Genomic DNA, 18,032 nt, shown 5'->3' with positions numbered 1-18,032 from the left:
CTATGAAAATATTACCAAAATTTTCACAAAATTTATGAAAAAATCTCTGTGAATATGTAACTTTTAGAGCAATGAAAGGAAGAAATACTTTGAAAACACGTGACGATATTCGTAACGTTGCTATTATTGCCCATGTCGACCATGGTAAGACAACGTTAGTGAATGAATTGTTAAAACAGTCAGACACTCTTGATGAGCATACCCAGATCGCAGATCGCGCTTTGGATTCGAATGCCATTGAAAAAGAAAGAGGGATTACGATCCTCTCAAAGAACACCGCCGTCCGTTACCGTGATAAACAGATTAATATCTTGGATACTCCAGGACATGCTGATTTTGGCGGCGAAGTTGAACGAATCATGAAAATGGTTGATGGTGTTGTGCTGGTTGTTGATGCATTTGAAGGAACGATGCCTCAGACTCGTTTCGTTTTAAAGAAGGCATTTGAACAGCATTTGACACCGATCGTAGTTATCAACAAAGTGGACCGTCCAGGGGCTCGTCCAGAAGAAGTTGTAGATGAAGTTTTAGATCTCTTTATTGAATTGGGAGCAGACGAAGAGGAATTGGATTTCCCAGTTATTTATGCTTCAGCAATGAACGGGACTTCATCTCTGGATCCAGCTTTGGATTCGCAAGAACATACGATGGATCCAATTTTTGATACAATCATTGATACGATCCCTGCTCCAGTGGACAATTCAGATGAACCGCTCCAGTTCCAAGTTGCCATGCTTGATTATAATGAATTCGTTGGCCGTGTTGGTATTGGTCGTGTCTTCCGCGGAACTATTAAAGTCGGAGACAACGTCACGGTTATGAAACTGGATGGCAGCCAGCAGAATTTCCGTGTAACCAAGCTTTTTGGTTATTTTGGACTCCAACGTCTGGAAATCAATGAAGCTAAAGCCGGCGATCTAGTTGCCATTTCAGGAATGGATGACATCTTTGTTGGGGAGACGATCTGCCCAGCTAGCCACCCTGACGCTTTGCCAATTTTGCGGATCGATCCGCCAACCTTGCAGATGAACTTTATCACTAACAACTCACCATTTGTTGGCCGTGAGGGTGACAATGTTACTGCACGTAAATTGGAAGACCGTTTAAAACTGCAGCTGCATACTGACGTTTCGTTACGTGTTGAAGATACAGAATCTCCTGATACTTGGGTTGTTTCCGGTCGTGGTGAATTGCACCTTTCGATCTTGATCGAAACATTGCGCCGTGAAGGATTCGAGCTTGCTGTTTCTCGTCCAAAAGTTATTTTACGTAAGATCGACGACAAACTTAGCGAACCGTTCGAAAATGTGATCATTGACACACCTGACGAATATTCCGGTTCGATCATCGATGCCCTGGCTCAACGCAAAGGCGAAATGACCAATATGGAAACTGGTAATAACGGTCAGACGCGGATCACGTTCTCAACACCAACTCGCGGGTTGATCGGTTTTGATTCTCAATTCTTGTCAATGACACGCGGTTATGGGATCTTGAACCATACTTTTGCTGAATATAAGCCTTTGATCCGCAACTGGGAACCGGGTCGCCGTAATGGTGCTTTGGTTTCGATCAATCAAGGCAAGGCAACGACCTATGCGATCATGGGTGTTGAAGGACGTGGAACGATTTTTGTTGATCCAGGTGCTGAAATTTACGAAGGTATGATCGTTGGTGAATCTTCACGTGAACGTGATATTTCTGTGAACGTTACTAAAGGTAAAAATATGACCAACGTTCGTTCATCTAACAAGGATCAGACGGCTTCAATCAAGAAACCGACACATTTGACTTTGGAAGAATCACTAGAATTCTTGAACGAAGATGAGCTGCTGGAGATCACACCAGAATCTATTCGTTTGCGTAAACGGACGTTAAATACAAATGCCCGCGAAAAAGAAGCAAAGAAAGCCAAAAAAGAAACAAACTAATTAAGACTTTTGCAAGACCTGGATGCGTGGTAAGCGACTCCGGGTCTTTTTGCTTTAGTTGGATTCAATTTCTTGGGAGAACCATTCACTAAGAAGTGCTTAAGTGCAAGTAAAATTATCTTGAATCGCCAAAGAAAACCCGGCCGCTTCTTGCTGGAGTGCTAAGTAGCAGCAATGTGTTATTGGGGAGCTTTGGTTGCATTTTAAGTCAAAAATCAGGATAATGGAGAATAAATGCATGACCAGTGGATCAGTGCTGCTGGCACCTAACATTTACTGATTGTGATATACTTGCTTTTAATGAAGAAAGGAGAGCAAAAATGAAGCAGGCGGTAACTAAAAATGATGCAATTTCTGCTTTAATAGATAGTGCTGCGGGTATTCGACGTTTGATCGGCAATCAGAAAGCTGCCCTATGCTTAACGGAATGCCCAGCTTTTGATGATGTGGCTGATACAAGGATCTATGGTTTTTCTTGCCAGGTTCGTTTCGTTGTTGCGTGCGGTTTACTGAGTCAACGTGAAGGTGATCAGATGGTCACTGATTTAGAAAATGATTTGGCTGCGATCAAACAGGAAGCAAGCAAGCGTGCTGCTCAGTCAAAATGACATGATGAAAAGGATTAAAGAAAAACTAAAATATTTTGATTACTATTTGTTCATTCCTTACATTATTTTATGCCTGGTCGGGGTCGTAATGGTTTATTCTGCCAGTTCGATCAACCTGTCCTATAACGGAGCACAAACTGATCAGTATCTTTGGAAACAGCTGATTTTTGCGGTCTTAGGTGTCTGCGGCTTATTGACTGTGTGCCACTTGAGTCCACGTTGGTGGGCCAAGTCCTGGTATATTTTGTTTGCTTACCTTGCTTTGATCGTACTGTTATTTATTGCACGTTTTTTTACCAATCCGATCAATGGAGCGCACGGCTGGATCAATTTAGGACCGGTCAGCCTGCAGCCCTCCGAGTTTTGTAAACTTTATTTGACGATGTTTATGGCCCGTTTGATGGCATCACGGGAGAAAGGGCTGGCCAATGGCAAAGAATATACAACCATGGATAAGGTCAAACCTTATTTACTCGTAGTTTTCATGCTGGGCTTTATTCTGTCCGCTCCTGATTTGGGCGGTTTTATGATCAACTTAGCGATCGTGTTAGTGATCGCTAGTGCTTCGACCAACAATGGCAAGATCTCATATCAAAAAAGGTCGGCATTATGGGGCGTGATCTTGGCTGGCTTCTTTGGAGCAATTCAGGTTTTACGCATTTGGAATCCTCTGGAAAATACACCTTATGCATATATGCATGGAAGATTTCAAGCATTCTTCGATCCCTTTTCGGTCGCACAATCTTCTGGCAAACAGTTGGTGAACTCGTATTATGCGATCAGCAATGGCGGTTTGTTTGGGCTGGGTTTGGGCAACAGCATTCAAAAACGCGGCTATTTACCAGAACCTTACACTGACTTTATCCTGTCTGTCATTACTGAGGAATTGGGATTTGTTGGGGCACTGGTGATCTTGCTGCTGATCTGTTTTCTAACGTTACGGGTCTTTTTGATCGGGATTAGATCGCAGAATACGTATAATTCCCTTTTTTGTTATGGGATCGGGACTTTTATCTTGGTCGAGACCTGTTTTAATATCGGCGGTGTCTTAGGTTTGCTGCCGATCACTGGGGTAACATTGCCATTTATTTCTTATGGCGGTTCAAGTATGATTGTTTTGTCTTTGGCGCTGGGGATGGTAATGAATATCTCTGCTAATCAGCGGCGGGGGACGGAATTTGATTTACTTGACCGTTAATGTGAGAAAATCCAATTTAAGAAAAATTATTTTTTTGAGTTTGATATTTGGCAAAACCAAAGAAAAATGAAATTTTAATTGAAAGTGGTGGAAAAATGAAGAAGGTCTTAATTGCCAATCGTGGTGAAATAGCTGTGCGGATCATCCGTGCCTGTCACGAGTTAAAACTGCAAACTGTTGCGGTTTATGCTAAAGAAGATGAATATGGAGTTCACCGTTTCAAAGCTGATGAAGCGTATTTGATCGGCAAGGGCAAAAAACCGATCGAAGCCTATTTGGATAGCGATGACATTATCAGAGTCGCTAAGCAGACTGGGGCAGATGCAATTCATCCCGGTTATGGTTTCTTAGCTGAAAACGAAGAATTTGCACGCAAATGCCAGGAAGCGGGGATCACTTTTGTTGGACCGACAGTTCAGCAACTGCAGATCTTCGGCGATAAAGTTGCCGCTAAACATGCCGCTGTTAAAGCCGGCTTACATACAATTCCTGGGACTGCCGACCCGGTTGCTTCCTTGGAAGAAGTTCAGGAGTTTGGCACAAAATTTGGTTACCCGATCATGCTAAAGGCTGCCTTAGGCGGTGGTGGACGCGGGATGCGGATCGTCAATGACGAAAGTGAACTTGCGTCAAACTACAAGCACGCTAAGAGTGAAGCTAAGCAGGCTTTTGGCAGTGACGAATTGTACGTTGAAAAGTACCTGGACCATCCTAAACACATTGAAGTTCAGATTTTAGCTGACCAGCATGGTCATGTGATGCACTTATTTGAAAGGGACTGCTCAGTACAAAGAAGACACCAAAAAGTGATTGAAATTGCTCCCAGCATCACTCTGAGCGCTCAAAGACGGGCGGAAATTTGCCAAGCAGCGGTCAACTTAATGCAAAGCGTGGCCTATCAGAATGCGGGGACGGTTGAATTCCTAGTTACTAGCGATGACTTTTACTTTATTGAAGTTAATCCACGAGTTCAAGTTGAACATACTGTCACTGAAATGATCACCGATATCGATATTGTTCAAACGCAGTTAAAAATTGCCACCGGTCAGGATCTGTGGGCAGATATTCATTTGCCAAAGCAAGAAGAGTTAACGATGCACGGCAATGCTATCCAATGCCGGATCACAACTGAAGACCCTGAAAATAAATTTTTGCCGGATACAGGAAAAATTGAAACTTACCGTTCGCCGGGCGGTCTGGGAGTTCGTTTGGACGGAGGAAATGCCTATGCAGGTGCGACTGTGACACCTTTCTTTGATTCGCTTTTAGTCAAAGCCTGCGTTCAGGCGCGAACATTCGATGATGCGGTCAAGAAAATGACCCGCGTTTTGCAAGAATTCAAAATCAGAGGTGTTAAGACTAATATTGGCTTTATGCTGAAGGTTTTAGCTCATCCGACTTTTCGTTTAGGAGAAGCGCACACGACTTTCATCGATGATACCAAGGAATTGTTTTTGCCGGAGAAAAAGCCTAACACCAGCAATATGCTGCTTAACTATATCAGTGAAGTAACGGTTAATGGTTATCCTGGGATGCATCGGCATACCAAGAAATATTTACCGCAGCCGGAGTTGGATTCAACGTTATTTAATGCGCCGCTGCATGAAAATCCGAAGGAGATTTTGACCAGCCAGGGTGCGCCAGCGGTCATTAATTGGGTCAAAAATCACCCGCAGCTTCTGTTGACAGACACAACGATGCGGGATGCGCACCAAAGCTTATTTGCGACCCGGATGCGGACCAATGACATGAAGCCGGTGATAGACGTTTATGACCATGCCTTTCCAGACGTTTTTTCTGCTGAGGTGTGGGGCGGAGCGACTTTTGACGTTGCTTACCGTTTCTTACATGAAGACCCATGGGCTCGTTTACGCTTAATGAGCAAGAAAATGCCGCATACTATGCTGCAAATGCTTTTCCGCGGGTCTAATGCTGTTGGTTATAAAAATTATCCGGATAATGTTTTGCGTGAATTTATCGCAACGAGCGCGCGTGAAGGTGTCGATGTTTTTCGAATCTTTGATAGTTTAAACTGGGTCCAGCAGATGGAAAAGAGTATTCAGTATGTGCGGGATTCCGGTAAGATCGCTGAAGGTACGATGTGCTTTACCGGGGATCTTTTGAACCCTAACGAACATAAATATGATCTGAACTATTTCGTTAACTTGGCTAAAGATCTTGTTTCCGCAGGTGCGCAAATCATTGCGATCAAAGATATGGCTGGCTTGCTTAAACCACAGGCTGCTTATGAATTGATCTCTTCTTTAAAAGAAGCAATTGACGTTCCTTTGCACTTGCACACTCATGATACGACTGGAAATGGGGTTGCAACCTATATTGAAGCGACTCGAGCAGGCGTGGATATTGTCGATGTAGCCAGCAGCGCTTTGTCGGGTACAACCAGCCAGCCGTCAATGACCAGCCTGTATTATGGTTTAGCCGGCAATAAGCGCCAGCCGCAGCTTGATGTTAATAGTGCTGAGACAATTGATCGCTATTGGGCGGGTGTTAAGCCTTTCTACCGTGAATTCATGAAGACTTCTGATTCGGTGCAAACCGATATCTACCAGACAGGGATGCCTGGAGGCCAGTATTCTAATCTCCAGCAGCAAGCACAGGCACTAGGGATCTCAGATTTTGAAGAAGTGAAGGAGAAATATCGGACAGTCAATGAACTGTTGGGCAACATCATCAAGGTGACACCAAGTTCCAAAGTTGTTGGCGATCTGGCATTATTTATGCTTCAAAATGACTTGGACTCGGAAAATATTTTGACCCGCGGTAAATCCCTTGATTTCCCACAATCTGTCGTTGATTTCTTTGCAGGTGATCTTGGCCAGCCTGTTGGAGGTTTCCCGCCAGAACTGCAGCAAGTTGTTCTGAAAGGGAGAACTCCGATCACAGTTCGTCCCGGCAGCTTGGCAGAGCCAGTTGACTTTCTGACCACTTCCGCAGAATTGGCAGGGATCATTCACCGGCAGCCAAGTCAGCTGGAAGTTTTGAGCTACATTCTTTACCCTGACGTTTTCAAGCAATACCATACTGAAGTGCAGAAATATGGCGGGGTCGAATATCTGGACACGGCGACATTCTACCAGGGAATGCGTCAAGGCGAAACCGTTGAGGTCTCTTATGCCCCGGGCAAGACACTGATCATTAAGCTGGATTCAGTCTCTAAACCAGATGATCTTGGCAACCGAACTGTCTTTTTCTCTGTTAACGGAGAAACTTCTCGGATCGTAGTCAAAGATCAAAGTCACGCGGTAACCAGTGTTGCGATCCCTAAAGCTGAGCCGACTAATGCAGAGCATGTTGGCGCCACACTCAGCGGCTCGGTCTTAGAACTGCTGATTTCCAATGGGCAAAAGGTTAAGAAAGGTGAAGATCTGTTAGTCACTGAAGCCATGAAAATGGAAACGACAATTAAGGCTCCATTTGATGGGACGATCAAACACATTTACGTTCAAAAGGGCGATTTGTTAGAAACTGGAGATCTTTTAGTAGAAATTAGCCCAGATAAGCAGCAGGGTGACCGAGAATTACCGGAAATGTAAAGCTGCTGTTTTGAGAGGAGGAGACAAAGTGCCATTTCAAATTAAACAACGGCAAGGCGTGATCGTGTACCTCTATCACTTAAAACAGAGTAAGATCTTACGCAAATATGGGACGATCATGTATGTTTCACGCAAGATGAAATATGTCGTTTTGTACCTTGACCAAGACGAGGCTGCAGAAACGATCCAAAAAATCGTTCATTTGAAATTTGTTAAGTCTGTCGTTGAATCTCCCCAAGCTGAGATCAAGAAGGATTCTCAGACGGGTTCGATCTACAAGATGACTGAAGAAGACCAAGATAAAAATAAGTAAAGATTCGGTGAATAGATATGAGGATAGTTGCAGGACAATATAAAGGGCGGCGGCTCAAAGCGGTAAATGGTACTAAAACTAGGCCGACGACTGATAAAGTTAAAGAATCAATGTTTAATATCATCGGACCTTACTTTGATGGTGGACGCGTTTTAGATGTTTTTGCAGGCAGTGGAGCGTTAGGGATCGAGGCGGTTTCACGCGGTGCGCAAGAAGCAGTATTGATCGATCGTTCATTTCAAGCGGTAAAAACAATCAAAGAAAATATTGGTCTGACTAAAGAGGAGGAAAAATTTTCAGTTGTTAAAGGAGACGCATTCAAAATTTTAAAAGTGCTTGCTGAACAAAAGCAGAACTTTGATTTTGTTTTCTTTGACCCGCCATATCGCGAACAAAAAATTTTGAAAATGATCCAAAGCTTAGTACAGTTGCAGTTGTTAAACAATGGTGCATTAATTATTTGTGAAACAGATCAAAATGCTGACTTGCCGCAAAAAATTGCTAATTTTGATTTATTAAAGCAGGTTGAGTATGGGATTACCGTTCTGACTTGTTATCAGTTTAATGGTGGTGAAAAGTAATATGATTGCAGTTTTTCCCGGAAGTTTTGATCCATTAACGAATGGACACTTGGATCTAATCGTACGTGCGGCTAAGATGTATGATAAAATTATCGTCGCCGTAATGACGAATACCTCTAAAAGGCCGTTGTTTTCAACGGACGAAAAAGTAAAGTTGATCGAGGCTAACATTGCGCCGATCAAGAATGCTGAGGTGGTCGCCGTTGAATCGGACTTGACTGTTAATGTGATGCATCGCTTTAACGCTGCAGTCTTAGTTCGTGGTGTCAGAGATGTTAAGGATTTTGAATATGAGCGTGAGATCGCGGCAATGAATGATCGTTTGGATCCTGAGATCGAAACGGTCTTATTATTGGCTAAACCAGAAAATTCATTCTTGTCGTCTAGCATGCTCAAAGAAGTTGCACAGTTTCACGGTGACATTAGGGGGATGGTCCCAGCCAATGTGGCCACTGCTTTGCAAAAGAAGTGGCAGAAATGAAAAAAATAATCCGTAAACTTTGGCCGGTTTTCGCAGTGGTTTTAATTATAGCCTTTGCCTTCTTGCCCTTGCCAGTCTACTTAGAAAGCCCTGGCGCTGCCAAGGATGTATCCGCTTATGTGAGGGTCTCGGAGAAAAAGGACGAGCAAGCGGGAAAATTAATGCTAGTGTATATCAATGAAAGCAAAGCTACACCGCTAACATGGCTGCTTAGTTTTACAGATCATTATACGAAAAGGGTCTCAGCTCGAGAAGAACTCGGTAGTTACAATGATCGTCAGATGGCTAAAATATCACAATATGATATGCAAGCATCAGTAGCGGAGGCAAAATATCGGTCTTCAAAGCTCGCGCATTATCCGGCCCAACGAAACTATATTGGGCTCTATGTTCTCTCAGTTCTGCACCAGTCAAATTTTGCCAGACAATTAAAAATCGGTGATGTGATCACTAGTGTGAACGGCCGGACTTATCAGAGTTCTGCCAGTTATATTAAGGCGATCGCTAAGCTTCCGCTAAAAAAACAGGTCACCATTAATTTTTTACGCGGTAATAAAGTGAAACAGGCAACTGGTAAATTGATCAAATTACCTGGGGTGGACCGCAATGGACTTGGGATCACTTTGGCAGACCGCGTGACAACTAAAAGCAGTGTGCCGATCAAAGTTAATATGCAAGGCATCGGCGGTCCTTCAGCCGGAATGATGCTGACCTTACAGATGTACAGTCAGTTGAGCGGAGACCATTTCTTTAAGGACAGAAAAATTGCCGGCACCGGTACAATGGAAGGTGATGGCAGTATTGGGCAGATCGGCGGGATCAGCCAAAAAGTTGTTGCTGCCAAGCGTGCGCATGCGGACATTTTTTTGGCCCCCCATGACCCACGGTTAAAAAAGAGCGATAATTATTGGCAAGCGGCAGCTGTTGCTAAGAAACTCAAGACTAAGATGAAAGTGGTTCCTGTCAAAAATATTGACCAGGCTATTTCATACTTGAAAAGCTCCGATTGAAAATAAAATTATTCAAAAAAAGAGAAATTTCCAAGAAAGATTTCTCTTTTTTTGCGTATCTATGAGTAGAAAGGAGAATTAAGATGGAAAGTTTGAGCATATTTTGGGAAGAACATAAGGCTAAAATCATTGTCGGAGCAGCAGGAATTATCATCTTGCTGCTATTCTTGGTTCCAAAAATCAGGGCGATCAGTCCTTGGGAAAATAAAAACACTGCATCTGAACTGGCTGGTGACGAGCAGTTGGATTCAGCTCAAACAGAAACTGCGTCGAATGTCACTTCCAGTGCTGCAACTAATTCGCAAACTTCTAGCACGGGCTCACAGACGATTCAAGTTGATGTCAAGGGTGCGGTCATTCATCCCGGAGTATTTCAGGTCAAAGCTGATCAACGTGTCACTGAGGTACTTGAAAAAGCAGGCGGACCAAGTAAAGAAGCTGATTTAAACCAAGTTAATTTGTCGGTGAAACTGGCTGATCAAATGTTGGTGTACATTCCGACTAAAGGCGAAAATGTCACAATAAAAAGTCCAGCCTTGATCGATCAAAACCCGGGACTAACCGGGGATCCAACTAGTGAAGATGCACAGTCAGCCAGTCTTGATTCGACTGGGGAAAATCAAGCAGGAAATAAAATAAATTTAAATACTGCGACTAAGGAGCAGCTTACGCAACTAAACGGGATCGGTGATAAGAAAGCTGATCAAATAATCGCGTATCGCCAGCAGAATGGTAATTTTAAGACAATTGAGGATTTAAAGAATGTCTCTGGGATCGGAGATAAAACTTTTGCTGCTCTAGCAGACCAAATCACGGTTTAGACCATGAAATTATGCGTGGGCAGAATGTCAATTTGCCAGATAAAGTTCGCTGTTTGTAAAAATAAGTCTGTCTGGAGATTATTGTCTGCGGCTTTTTGTATGCTATACTTGATTGCAATAGTTAACGAGGAGAGTGGGTAGAAATGATCGATGAAAGGATCCCGTGGGATCAATATTTTATGGCTCAAGCTGTCTTATTGTCAACACGCAGTACATGTCAGCGACTATCAGTCGGAGCAATTTTAGTGCGCGACAAAAGAATTATTGCCGGCGGTTATAATGGTTCAGTTTCAGGCGATGTCCATTGTCTAGATGAAGGATGTTATCTTGTCGATGGTCATTGTGTTAGAACGATCCACGCAGAGATGAATGCGGTCCTTCAATGTGCAAAGTTTGGTGTTGCCAGTGCAGGTTCAGAAATTTATGTGACAGATTTTCCGTGTTTGCAATGTACTAAAATGTTGTTACAAGCAGGGATCCGTAAAATATATTATTTACGCAATTATCACAATGACCAATATGCTGTCGAGCTCTTGAAGCGCAAAGAAGTTGAGGTCCAGCGCGTGGAAATTGATGAAAAATATTTACACAAGATTTTTTCAGATGAACATTTCAATCGACAGGAGGAGCATTAACGCGCCAATATTATCTTTTTTTTGGTAGTTTGGACGCATTATTTCTGACTTGTGCCATTTTAGTGCATTCACCATTGTGGTGGTTGGTTTGGATCATGTTGCAGGTCAGGCTCCTAGCAATCAAAAGGAAAAAATTTTTTGCGGTGAATCTCGTCTTTTGCGTCATCTGGTGCGGCTGTCTGTGGGGGTGGATCCAACAGGTCCAACAACGCACGTTTTTTACTCCGACCAAAGCAATGGATTCGCAGGTCTGGTTGAATCCAGATGCATATACAATTGACGGCGACTTGCTAAAATTTTCTGGCAAATGGCAGGAAGGTCGGCAGTCATTGCTGGTTTATTACCATTTTAAAACCCGGCAGGAAAAAGAAAATTTTAAGGCACAGACTAAACCCCTATTAGTGACATTAACTGGGCAAATTAGCGCTATCCCCGGCCCAACCAATGAAAATGAATTTGATTTTCGTCGTTATATGTTGGGTAAAAATATTAGCAATGAACTCCAAGCTGCAAAGCTGGCATACAGTCAGCCAGAGGCGAAGTTTCAAGGTCCAGTGACAACTTTGAGTAATTTGCTGCATGTTTGGCGTAAAAAGATTATTGTCACCACCGAAAAGTTTCCCCAGCCATTAGGGTGGTTTATTCAAGTCCTTGTTTTGGGTTATCAAAGCGAAGGGTTTCAAGACACGATGGACAACATCAACCAGCTAGGGTTACTATATCTCTTTACACTCTCTGGCATGCATGTTTTCTATTTGATCACGCTGATCCGCTGGCTTTTGCGGCAATTGGGCATTACTAAGGAAACGACAGATCTGGTCCTTTTGTTGGTTTTACCGCTCTATGGGATCATTGGCGGCGGTTCTTTAGGTTTGCTGCGCTCAGTGGCGATGTCTTGGCTGCAAATCTGCAGCAGCAGATTTGGCTTGATCAAATTAAGCGGGGTCGAATGCTGGTCGATCGTCTTGTTTCTTAACTTAGTGATCGCCCCAGCAGCGATTTTTTCATTGGGCGCCCAACTTAGTTATCTACTAACGTTGATCTTGCTGTTTGATCGAAGGAAGAGTCAGCTGGCGCTTGGAATAAAAATGACCAGTTTCACTATTCCGCTGGTTTTATACCAGACATTTTGTTGGAACATCTGGACATTGCCGCTCTCGCTTTTGATCGGACCAATTTTTGACTGGTTTATTTTTCCAGTTGTCCTAATAGGCGCCTTTGTTGGCCCGCTGAGAAGCTTATGTAATGCTGTTTTATGTTATGTTCAGCAGTTTTTTGGCTGGGGAGCACGTTTACCAGGGACGATCATCTACGGCAAGCCGTCGCGACTATTAGTCATACTAATGCTGGCTTTATTGCTGACCTGCTTAGTCAGTAACAAGCGCCGGCAGGTTGGGGTATTGTTAGGAGTCACTGTTTTAGCGGGTTATTGTTTGATCCGCTTTCCAATGAATAATGAGGTTACATATTTTGACATTGGTCAGGGCGATTGTTCGTTGATCAGAACTAAGTTTGCGCGTGAAGTATATTTGATCGATACAGGCGGCCGTTTATCATTTAACAAGGAGCACTGGCAGGACAGACATGCAAAGACTAACGGAGAATCAGTGGTCGTTAATTACCTGCATAGCAAGGGGATCACGCGCATTGATCGGATGTATTTGACTCATCAAGATACCGATCATGTTGGCAATTTTCCGAGTATCAGTCAAAAAATTGCTGTGAAGAAGCTGATCGTTCCGGCTGGTATGGAGAAGTTCGCGTCCTTTAAGCGGCGGTTGGCTCTATCTGGGATCGACACTCAGAATGTGGTTCCCGTTACTGATCATTTCGTACCCAGCTCAGCGCGTGGATCAATTCAAATTTTGCATCCATTTGCAGCAGGCCAAGGAAAAAATGAGGATTCTCTAGTCTTGCTCTATCAATTGCAGGGATTATCTTTTCTTTTTACGGGTGACCTCGACAAGCAAAATGAATTAATGGTGATGCAGAAATATCCTTCTTTACACGCCGATGTCATGAAAACTGGTCACCATGGGAGTAATACAGCTAGTGATCCGCGTTTTATTGCTCAAATGCGGCCTAAACTGGCAATAATTTCTGCCGGCAGGAATAATCGCTATGGTCATCCTGCTGCTGAAACACTGGCGACATTAGCCAGATTGCGTGTTCCTTATTTACTGACAGCTCGCGATGGCATGATCAAACTGATAGTAAGGCGGTCAGGACAAGTTACGGTGGAGAAATATTATCACGCAAACCAGCAGTGAATTAAATTGTAGGAAACTTAAGTTTAAGGAAGGTTTATTATGCGAGTTGAAGAAGCAATAAAAAAAATTAAGCAGGGAAAAATTGCTCCAGTATATGTTGCTTTAGGCACAGAAGCCTATTTGCTGGATAAACTCAAGCGATTCTTTTTAAGCTTGATCCCGCAGGAACAAGAAGATTTTAATGTTGGCCGCTACGACATGGAGGCAGTCAACGTTGCTGTTGCGATCAATGATGCGCAGTCTTTACCTTTTTTTGGCGAGCATCGGTTAGTTGTCGTGGAGCGGCCGGCTTTTTTAACTGGCGCACGACAAAAAAAGACGATCGATCATGATTTGGACGGTCTGCTGAAATATCTTAAGAATCCCGAAACGGCGACCATGCTGCTGATTTTGGCACCATATCCTAAGTTAGATGAGCGAAAAAAATTGACAAAGCAGCTGCGTAAAACAGCAGAATTTATTGACTGTTCTCCCTTAAAGGAGGGTGAAGTTCGTCAAAGATTAAATTCTGTCATCCAGAAAAAAGGCTGGCAAATCAACTCAGATGCGCTGGAACTGCTGCTGGAGCGGACGGGGGCAGAACTAACTGCAGGTATGAACGAACTTCCTAAGCTAATGTTGGCTTCGGCGGATACAAAAATAGTTACTAAAGCGGATGTTGCGGGGCTGGTCTCTCGGTCTTTTGAACAAAACGTCTTTGATTTAGTAGACTTGGTCTTAGGTAGGAAAGTTAACCAGGCGTTGGCTATGTATCGGGACCTGATCTTGCAAAAAGAAGAGCCGCTCAAGATCAATGCAATTTTGGAGGGGCAATTCAGGCTGATGTTGCAGGTTATGGTTTTACGGCAACATGGTTATGATCAAGGAAGTATTGCGTCACAGTTAAAAGTTCATCCTTATCGAGTGAAATTGGCTCTAAAGAAAAATCGGCAGTTTAAATTACCGGACCTAAAGGCTGCTTTTTTAGGCCTAGTGCACGTTGAAGAGAAAATGAAATCTTCTTCGATCGAGCCTGAATTGCTGTTTCAGTTGTTTTTACTGAACTTTAGTCAGCACAGTGCTGCTTGAGATCAAAGCATAAAAAAAACCGTTGCAGCGAGGCAACGGTTTTTTTATTATTTAGCTAAACGAGCAGCCATACGAGATTTGTCGCGGGCAGCTTTGTTAGCTTTGATCAAGCCTTTTGAATAAGCTTTGTCAACTGCAGAAACTGCTTGGTTGAATAATTCTTCAACGTTGTCTGCACCAGCTGTTTTAGCTGTTTCAAACTTTTTAACGGCAGTACGCATTTGGCTCAATTGAGCTGAGTTGCGTGCACTTGCTTTTTCATTTGTTTTTACACGTTCAATCGCAGATTTAATAATTGGCATCGGGTTTCACCTCCAGCTTATGTGATTCCATTAATGGTAATCATTTAATTTCAACATCAACAATTATACAAGAGCAATCAGCACAATGCAATAAAAATCGTGTTGTCAAGAAAATTTCCTTGACAGTTTATGGTTGGTCTTTGTAAAAATACGAAAATCTCAATAAAAAGCAAAATTTTCAGCGCAAATGGAATTTGGGATCACACGAAAAAAAAGAGGGTGACCTTCCTGATCTGAACTGTGATTGTAAAAGTCTGAAAAACAACTTGCATTTTGCAGAAACATTTAGTAAATTAATAGAGTACGTAATAACGTATGGCCCTGACTGAGTTTACTCGGAGCTCACCGCCGGTTTACACGGTCAAGGGAGTAAATATTTTGAAAGGTGGGAATTACCAATGGCAATTTCTCAAGAAAAGAAAAACGAAATTATGCAGAAGTTTGCTCGTCATGAAGGCGACACAGGTTCTGCTGAAGTACAAATCGCAGTTTTAACTGCAGATATCAATGAGTTAAACGCGCATATCAGTACTCATAAAAAGGATTACGCTTCACAACGTGGTTTGTTGAAGAAAATCGGTCATCGTCGTAATTTATTAGCTTACTTGCGTAAAGAAGACATTCATCGTTACCGTGATTTGATTCAAGCACTTGGCTTGCGTCGTTAATTACTTGCTGGAAAAGTCGGGGTCGCTGCTTAGCGATTCGCGGCTTTTTTTTCGTCCAAATTTTTGCCTTGTCCCTCACTTTAACAGCTTGTAGATGATGAATTAAAAATTTTATCCTTCTTGTAAAACCGTTTTCAAAAATTGTATACTATAAACAAGAAAAAGCAGTCATAAAAAATTTTTGATCGGGGGAATTACTTGATGGTTAAGCATACATATACGACCCAATTGGGAGGACACAAGCTAGTTGTAGAAAGCGGCGAAGTTGCTAAACAAGCAGATGCTGCTGTATTAGTTCGTTTTGGAGATACGACTGTCTTATCGGCTGTTGTTAGTAAAGCGGCTGCTGGTGAAAATGACTTTTTTCCGTTAACGATCAACTATGAAGAAAAAATGTATGCCGCGGGCAAGCTGCCTGGCGGGTTCATTAAAAGAGAAGGTAAACCTAGTGATGGAGCGACTCTGTCGGCTCGGATGATAGACAGGGCTTTGCGGCCGTTGTTCCCTGCGGGTTTTAAAGATGAAGTTCAGGTCACTAATACGGTGTTTAGTGTGGAAGAAGATTGTTCTCCTGCCACGGCTGCGATGTTAGGCAGTTCTTTGGCACTCTGCATTTCTGATATCCCATTTGCCGGTCCGGCGGCTGTGGTCCAAGTTGGGAGGATAGCAGGCAAGTTTGAAATCGAACCCGAACAAGAAAAAATTGCCGGCTCTGATTTAGATTTAAAGGTTGCCGGTACCAGCTCGGCTATCAACATGGTTGAAGCAGGGTGCCAGGAAATGGCAGAAGAGCTGATGCTAGATGCGCTCGAATTTGGCGCTGCAGAGATCAAGCGTTTGTGTGATTGGCAGGCAGAAATTAGCCTAGAAATAGGACTGGCTAAAAAAGAATTCCAAATTCCTGAAATGGATCAGAGTTTAGTGAATGAAATTGAAAAAATGGCCAGTGATCAATTACGCACCGCGATCTTGACTGAAGAAAAGCAGGAACGTGAGGAAAATATTGCCGCGATCAAAGAATTAGTGTACAACCACTACGCTGCACAAGAGGAGTTGCCAGAAGAAAAACTGGACCAAGTGGTTGAAATTATGAACGATTTGGAGAGAAAAATTATGCGCTCTTTGATCATTCAGGACCACTTGCGGCCAGACCGACGCAGATTAGATGAGATCCGCTCATTAGATGCAAAAGTGGATTATATTCCTCGTGTGCATGGATCTGGACTTTTCACTCGCGGCCAGACCCAGGTCCTTTCAACCGTTACGTTAGCACCGCTGTCTGAGGGGCAAGTGATCGATGGTTTAGATGCAGAGCAAACGAAGCACTTTATCCATCAATATAATTTTCCTCAGTATTCGGTGGGAGAAACCGGCAGAATGAGAGCACCAGGACGACGGGAGATCGGTCACGGTGCTTTAGGAGAAAAAGCCCTGGCGGCAATTATTCCGTCAGTTGAAGATTTTCCGTATACGATCCGAGTCGTGGCAGAAGTATTAGAATCAAATGGATCTTCTTCGCAGGCTAGTATTTGTGCCGGAACCTTAGCTTTAATGGCAGCCGGAGTGCCGATCAAAGCTCCCGTTGCAGGGATCGCAATGGGGTTAGTCAAAGAAGGCGAGCAGGTTGCAATTTTGACTGATATTCAAGGAATGGAAGATCATCTTGGTGATATGGACTTTAAAGTTGCCGGCACACGGACAGGAATCACCGCCTTGCAGATGGACCTTAAGGTCACAGGTATCAGCCGGAAAATTTTGCGTGCAGCTTTAGAGCAAGCAAAAAAAGCCCGCCTTCAGATCTTAGACGTGATCGAAAGTACGATCGCACAGCCGCGGAAAGAATTGTCACCATATGCACCAAAGGTTGAAACAATGCAGATCGCCAAAGATCAAATTAAAATTGTGATCGGCAAGGGCGGAGATACGATCAACAAGATCATTGCAGAGACCGGAGTTAAGATCGACATCGAAGAGGACGGGACAGTTCGGATCATGTCCAGTCAACAAGCTGAAATCAACCGCACGGAAGAAATCATTCGTTTGTTAACTAAAAAGGTGAAGGTTGGCGAAGTTTATGAGGCAACCGTGATCCGAATTGAAAAATTTGGTGCGATAGTTGAACTGTTCCACGGTAAAGAGGCATTAGTGCATATCTCGCAGCTAGAAGCGAATCGAGTTGCTCAAGTCTCTGACGTAGTAACAGTGGGTGATAAAATGAAAGTCAAAGTGACCGAAGTTGACATGCATGATCGGATCAAAGCATCACATCGGGCACTGATTGAAAGAGCCGGCAATTCTGGTAATATTGGTCACAGCGGGCAAAATAACAATCAAAACAGAAACTTTGACCACAGAAAACAGGCTAATCAGAGAAACCCTCGTTTTGTGATCAAACAGCAAGAAAATAAGTAAACTTAAAAAATTAATAATCAAAACAGATTTGCTAGTTTTTGCCGCTAAGTGTAAAGTTTTGGTTGGTTTTAAAAAATTAGGGCTTTTTCTTCTAGTTTGAAAGTTCACAATGTCGTGCAGGCTAAAAATAGTGCTTGCTTAACACCAAAAAGGACTATTATCCTTATACATGTAATCATC

The 18,032-nt window shown here is 43.1% G+C and carries 15 protein-coding genes; 14 read left to right on the top strand and 1 reads right to left on the bottom strand.

Translation table 11 applies throughout. The annotated features are described in order from the left end of the window. The first annotated feature begins 89 nt into the window (after nt 1-89). From typA to holA, 12 genes are all read left to right on the top strand, one after another. Nucleotides 90-1,931: a translational GTPase TypA gene (gene typA / locus LFYK43_RS01865; RefSeq protein WP_124974865.1), complete on the top strand. Its 1,842-nt coding sequence runs from the start codon at nt 90-92 to the stop codon at nt 1,929-1,931. 320 nt (nt 1,932-2,251) lie between these two features. After that, complete coding sequence (locus LFYK43_RS01860; RefSeq protein ID WP_124974863.1) at nt 2,252-2,539, top strand: DUF1507 family protein; 288 nt, start codon at nt 2,252-2,254, stop codon at nt 2,537-2,539. Between the two features lies 1 nt (nt 2,540). After that, nucleotides 2,541-3,737, top strand: a complete 1,197-nt coding sequence (locus LFYK43_RS01855; RefSeq protein ID WP_174713950.1) for an FtsW/RodA/SpoVE family cell cycle protein — start codon at nt 2,541-2,543, stop codon at nt 3,735-3,737. A gap of 95 nt (nt 3,738-3,832) precedes the next feature. Next, complete coding sequence (locus tag LFYK43_RS01850; RefSeq protein ID WP_124974861.1) at nt 3,833-7,291, top strand: pyruvate carboxylase; 3,459 nt, start codon at nt 3,833-3,835, stop codon at nt 7,289-7,291. A 28-nt stretch (nt 7,292-7,319) separates the two neighbouring features. Further along, entirely contained in the window at nt 7,320-7,604 is a 285-nt protein-coding gene (locus LFYK43_RS01845) for a YlbG family protein (RefSeq protein ID WP_124974859.1), read from the top strand. Between the two features lie 17 nt (nt 7,605-7,621). Then, the gene (gene rsmD / locus LFYK43_RS01840; protein ID WP_124974857.1) at nt 7,622-8,185 is read left to right on the top strand and encodes a 16S rRNA (guanine(966)-N(2))-methyltransferase RsmD; all 564 of its coding nucleotides are present in this window, start codon (nt 7,622-7,624) and stop codon (nt 8,183-8,185) included. A gap of 1 nt (nt 8,186) precedes the next feature. Continuing rightward, nucleotides 8,187-8,666, top strand: a complete 480-nt coding sequence (gene coaD, locus LFYK43_RS01835) for a pantetheine-phosphate adenylyltransferase (RefSeq protein ID WP_124974855.1) — start codon at nt 8,187-8,189, stop codon at nt 8,664-8,666. After that, a complete protein-coding gene (locus tag LFYK43_RS01830; protein ID WP_124974853.1) occupies nt 8,663-9,676 on the top strand; it encodes a SepM family pheromone-processing serine protease in 1,014 nt (337 codons plus the stop codon). Before coaD ends, LFYK43_RS01830 begins: the two co-directional genes overlap by 4 nt. A gap of 83 nt (nt 9,677-9,759) precedes the next feature. Next, complete coding sequence (locus tag LFYK43_RS01825) at nt 9,760-10,497, top strand: helix-hairpin-helix domain-containing protein (RefSeq protein ID WP_124974851.1); 738 nt, start codon at nt 9,760-9,762, stop codon at nt 10,495-10,497. Between the two features lie 143 nt (nt 10,498-10,640). Next, complete coding sequence (locus LFYK43_RS01820; protein WP_124974849.1) at nt 10,641-11,132, top strand: ComE operon protein 2; 492 nt, start codon at nt 10,641-10,643, stop codon at nt 11,130-11,132. Nucleotides 11,133-11,275: 143 nt separating this feature from the next. Next, complete coding sequence (locus tag LFYK43_RS01815) at nt 11,276-13,402, top strand: DNA internalization-related competence protein ComEC/Rec2 (protein ID WP_158609169.1); 2,127 nt, start codon at nt 11,276-11,278, stop codon at nt 13,400-13,402. Nucleotides 13,403-13,441: 39 nt separating this feature from the next. Next, a complete protein-coding gene (gene holA / locus LFYK43_RS01810; RefSeq protein ID WP_174713948.1) occupies nt 13,442-14,470 on the top strand; it encodes a DNA polymerase III subunit delta in 1,029 nt (342 codons plus the stop codon). 47 nt (nt 14,471-14,517) lie between these two features. Here the strand turns inward: holA and rpsT are convergent, their stop codons facing one another. Further along, complete coding sequence (gene rpsT / locus LFYK43_RS01805) at nt 14,518-14,772, bottom strand: 30S ribosomal protein S20 (protein ID WP_124974843.1); 255 nt, start codon at nt 14,770-14,772, stop codon at nt 14,518-14,520. A gap of 398 nt (nt 14,773-15,170) precedes the next feature. Between rpsT and rpsO the strand changes: the two genes are divergently transcribed. Together rpsO and pnp are read left to right on the top strand one after the other, a co-directional pair. Further along, nucleotides 15,171-15,440: a 30S ribosomal protein S15 gene (rpsO, locus tag LFYK43_RS01800; RefSeq protein ID WP_124974841.1), complete on the top strand. Its 270-nt coding sequence runs from the start codon at nt 15,171-15,173 to the stop codon at nt 15,438-15,440. A gap of 201 nt (nt 15,441-15,641) precedes the next feature. Further along, nucleotides 15,642-17,852, top strand: a complete 2,211-nt coding sequence (gene pnp / locus LFYK43_RS01795; RefSeq protein WP_124974839.1) for a polyribonucleotide nucleotidyltransferase — start codon at nt 15,642-15,644, stop codon at nt 17,850-17,852. Nucleotides 17,853-18,032: the final 180 nt, after the last annotated feature.

Origin of the sequence: Ligilactobacillus salitolerans (genome assembly GCF_003864415.1) — a bacterium.
Classification (GTDB): domain Bacteria; phylum Bacillota; class Bacilli; order Lactobacillales; family Lactobacillaceae; genus Ligilactobacillus; species Ligilactobacillus salitolerans.
The sequence above is the reverse complement of the archived record's forward strand: the minus strand, read 5'-3'. Positions and strand labels throughout refer to the sequence as shown.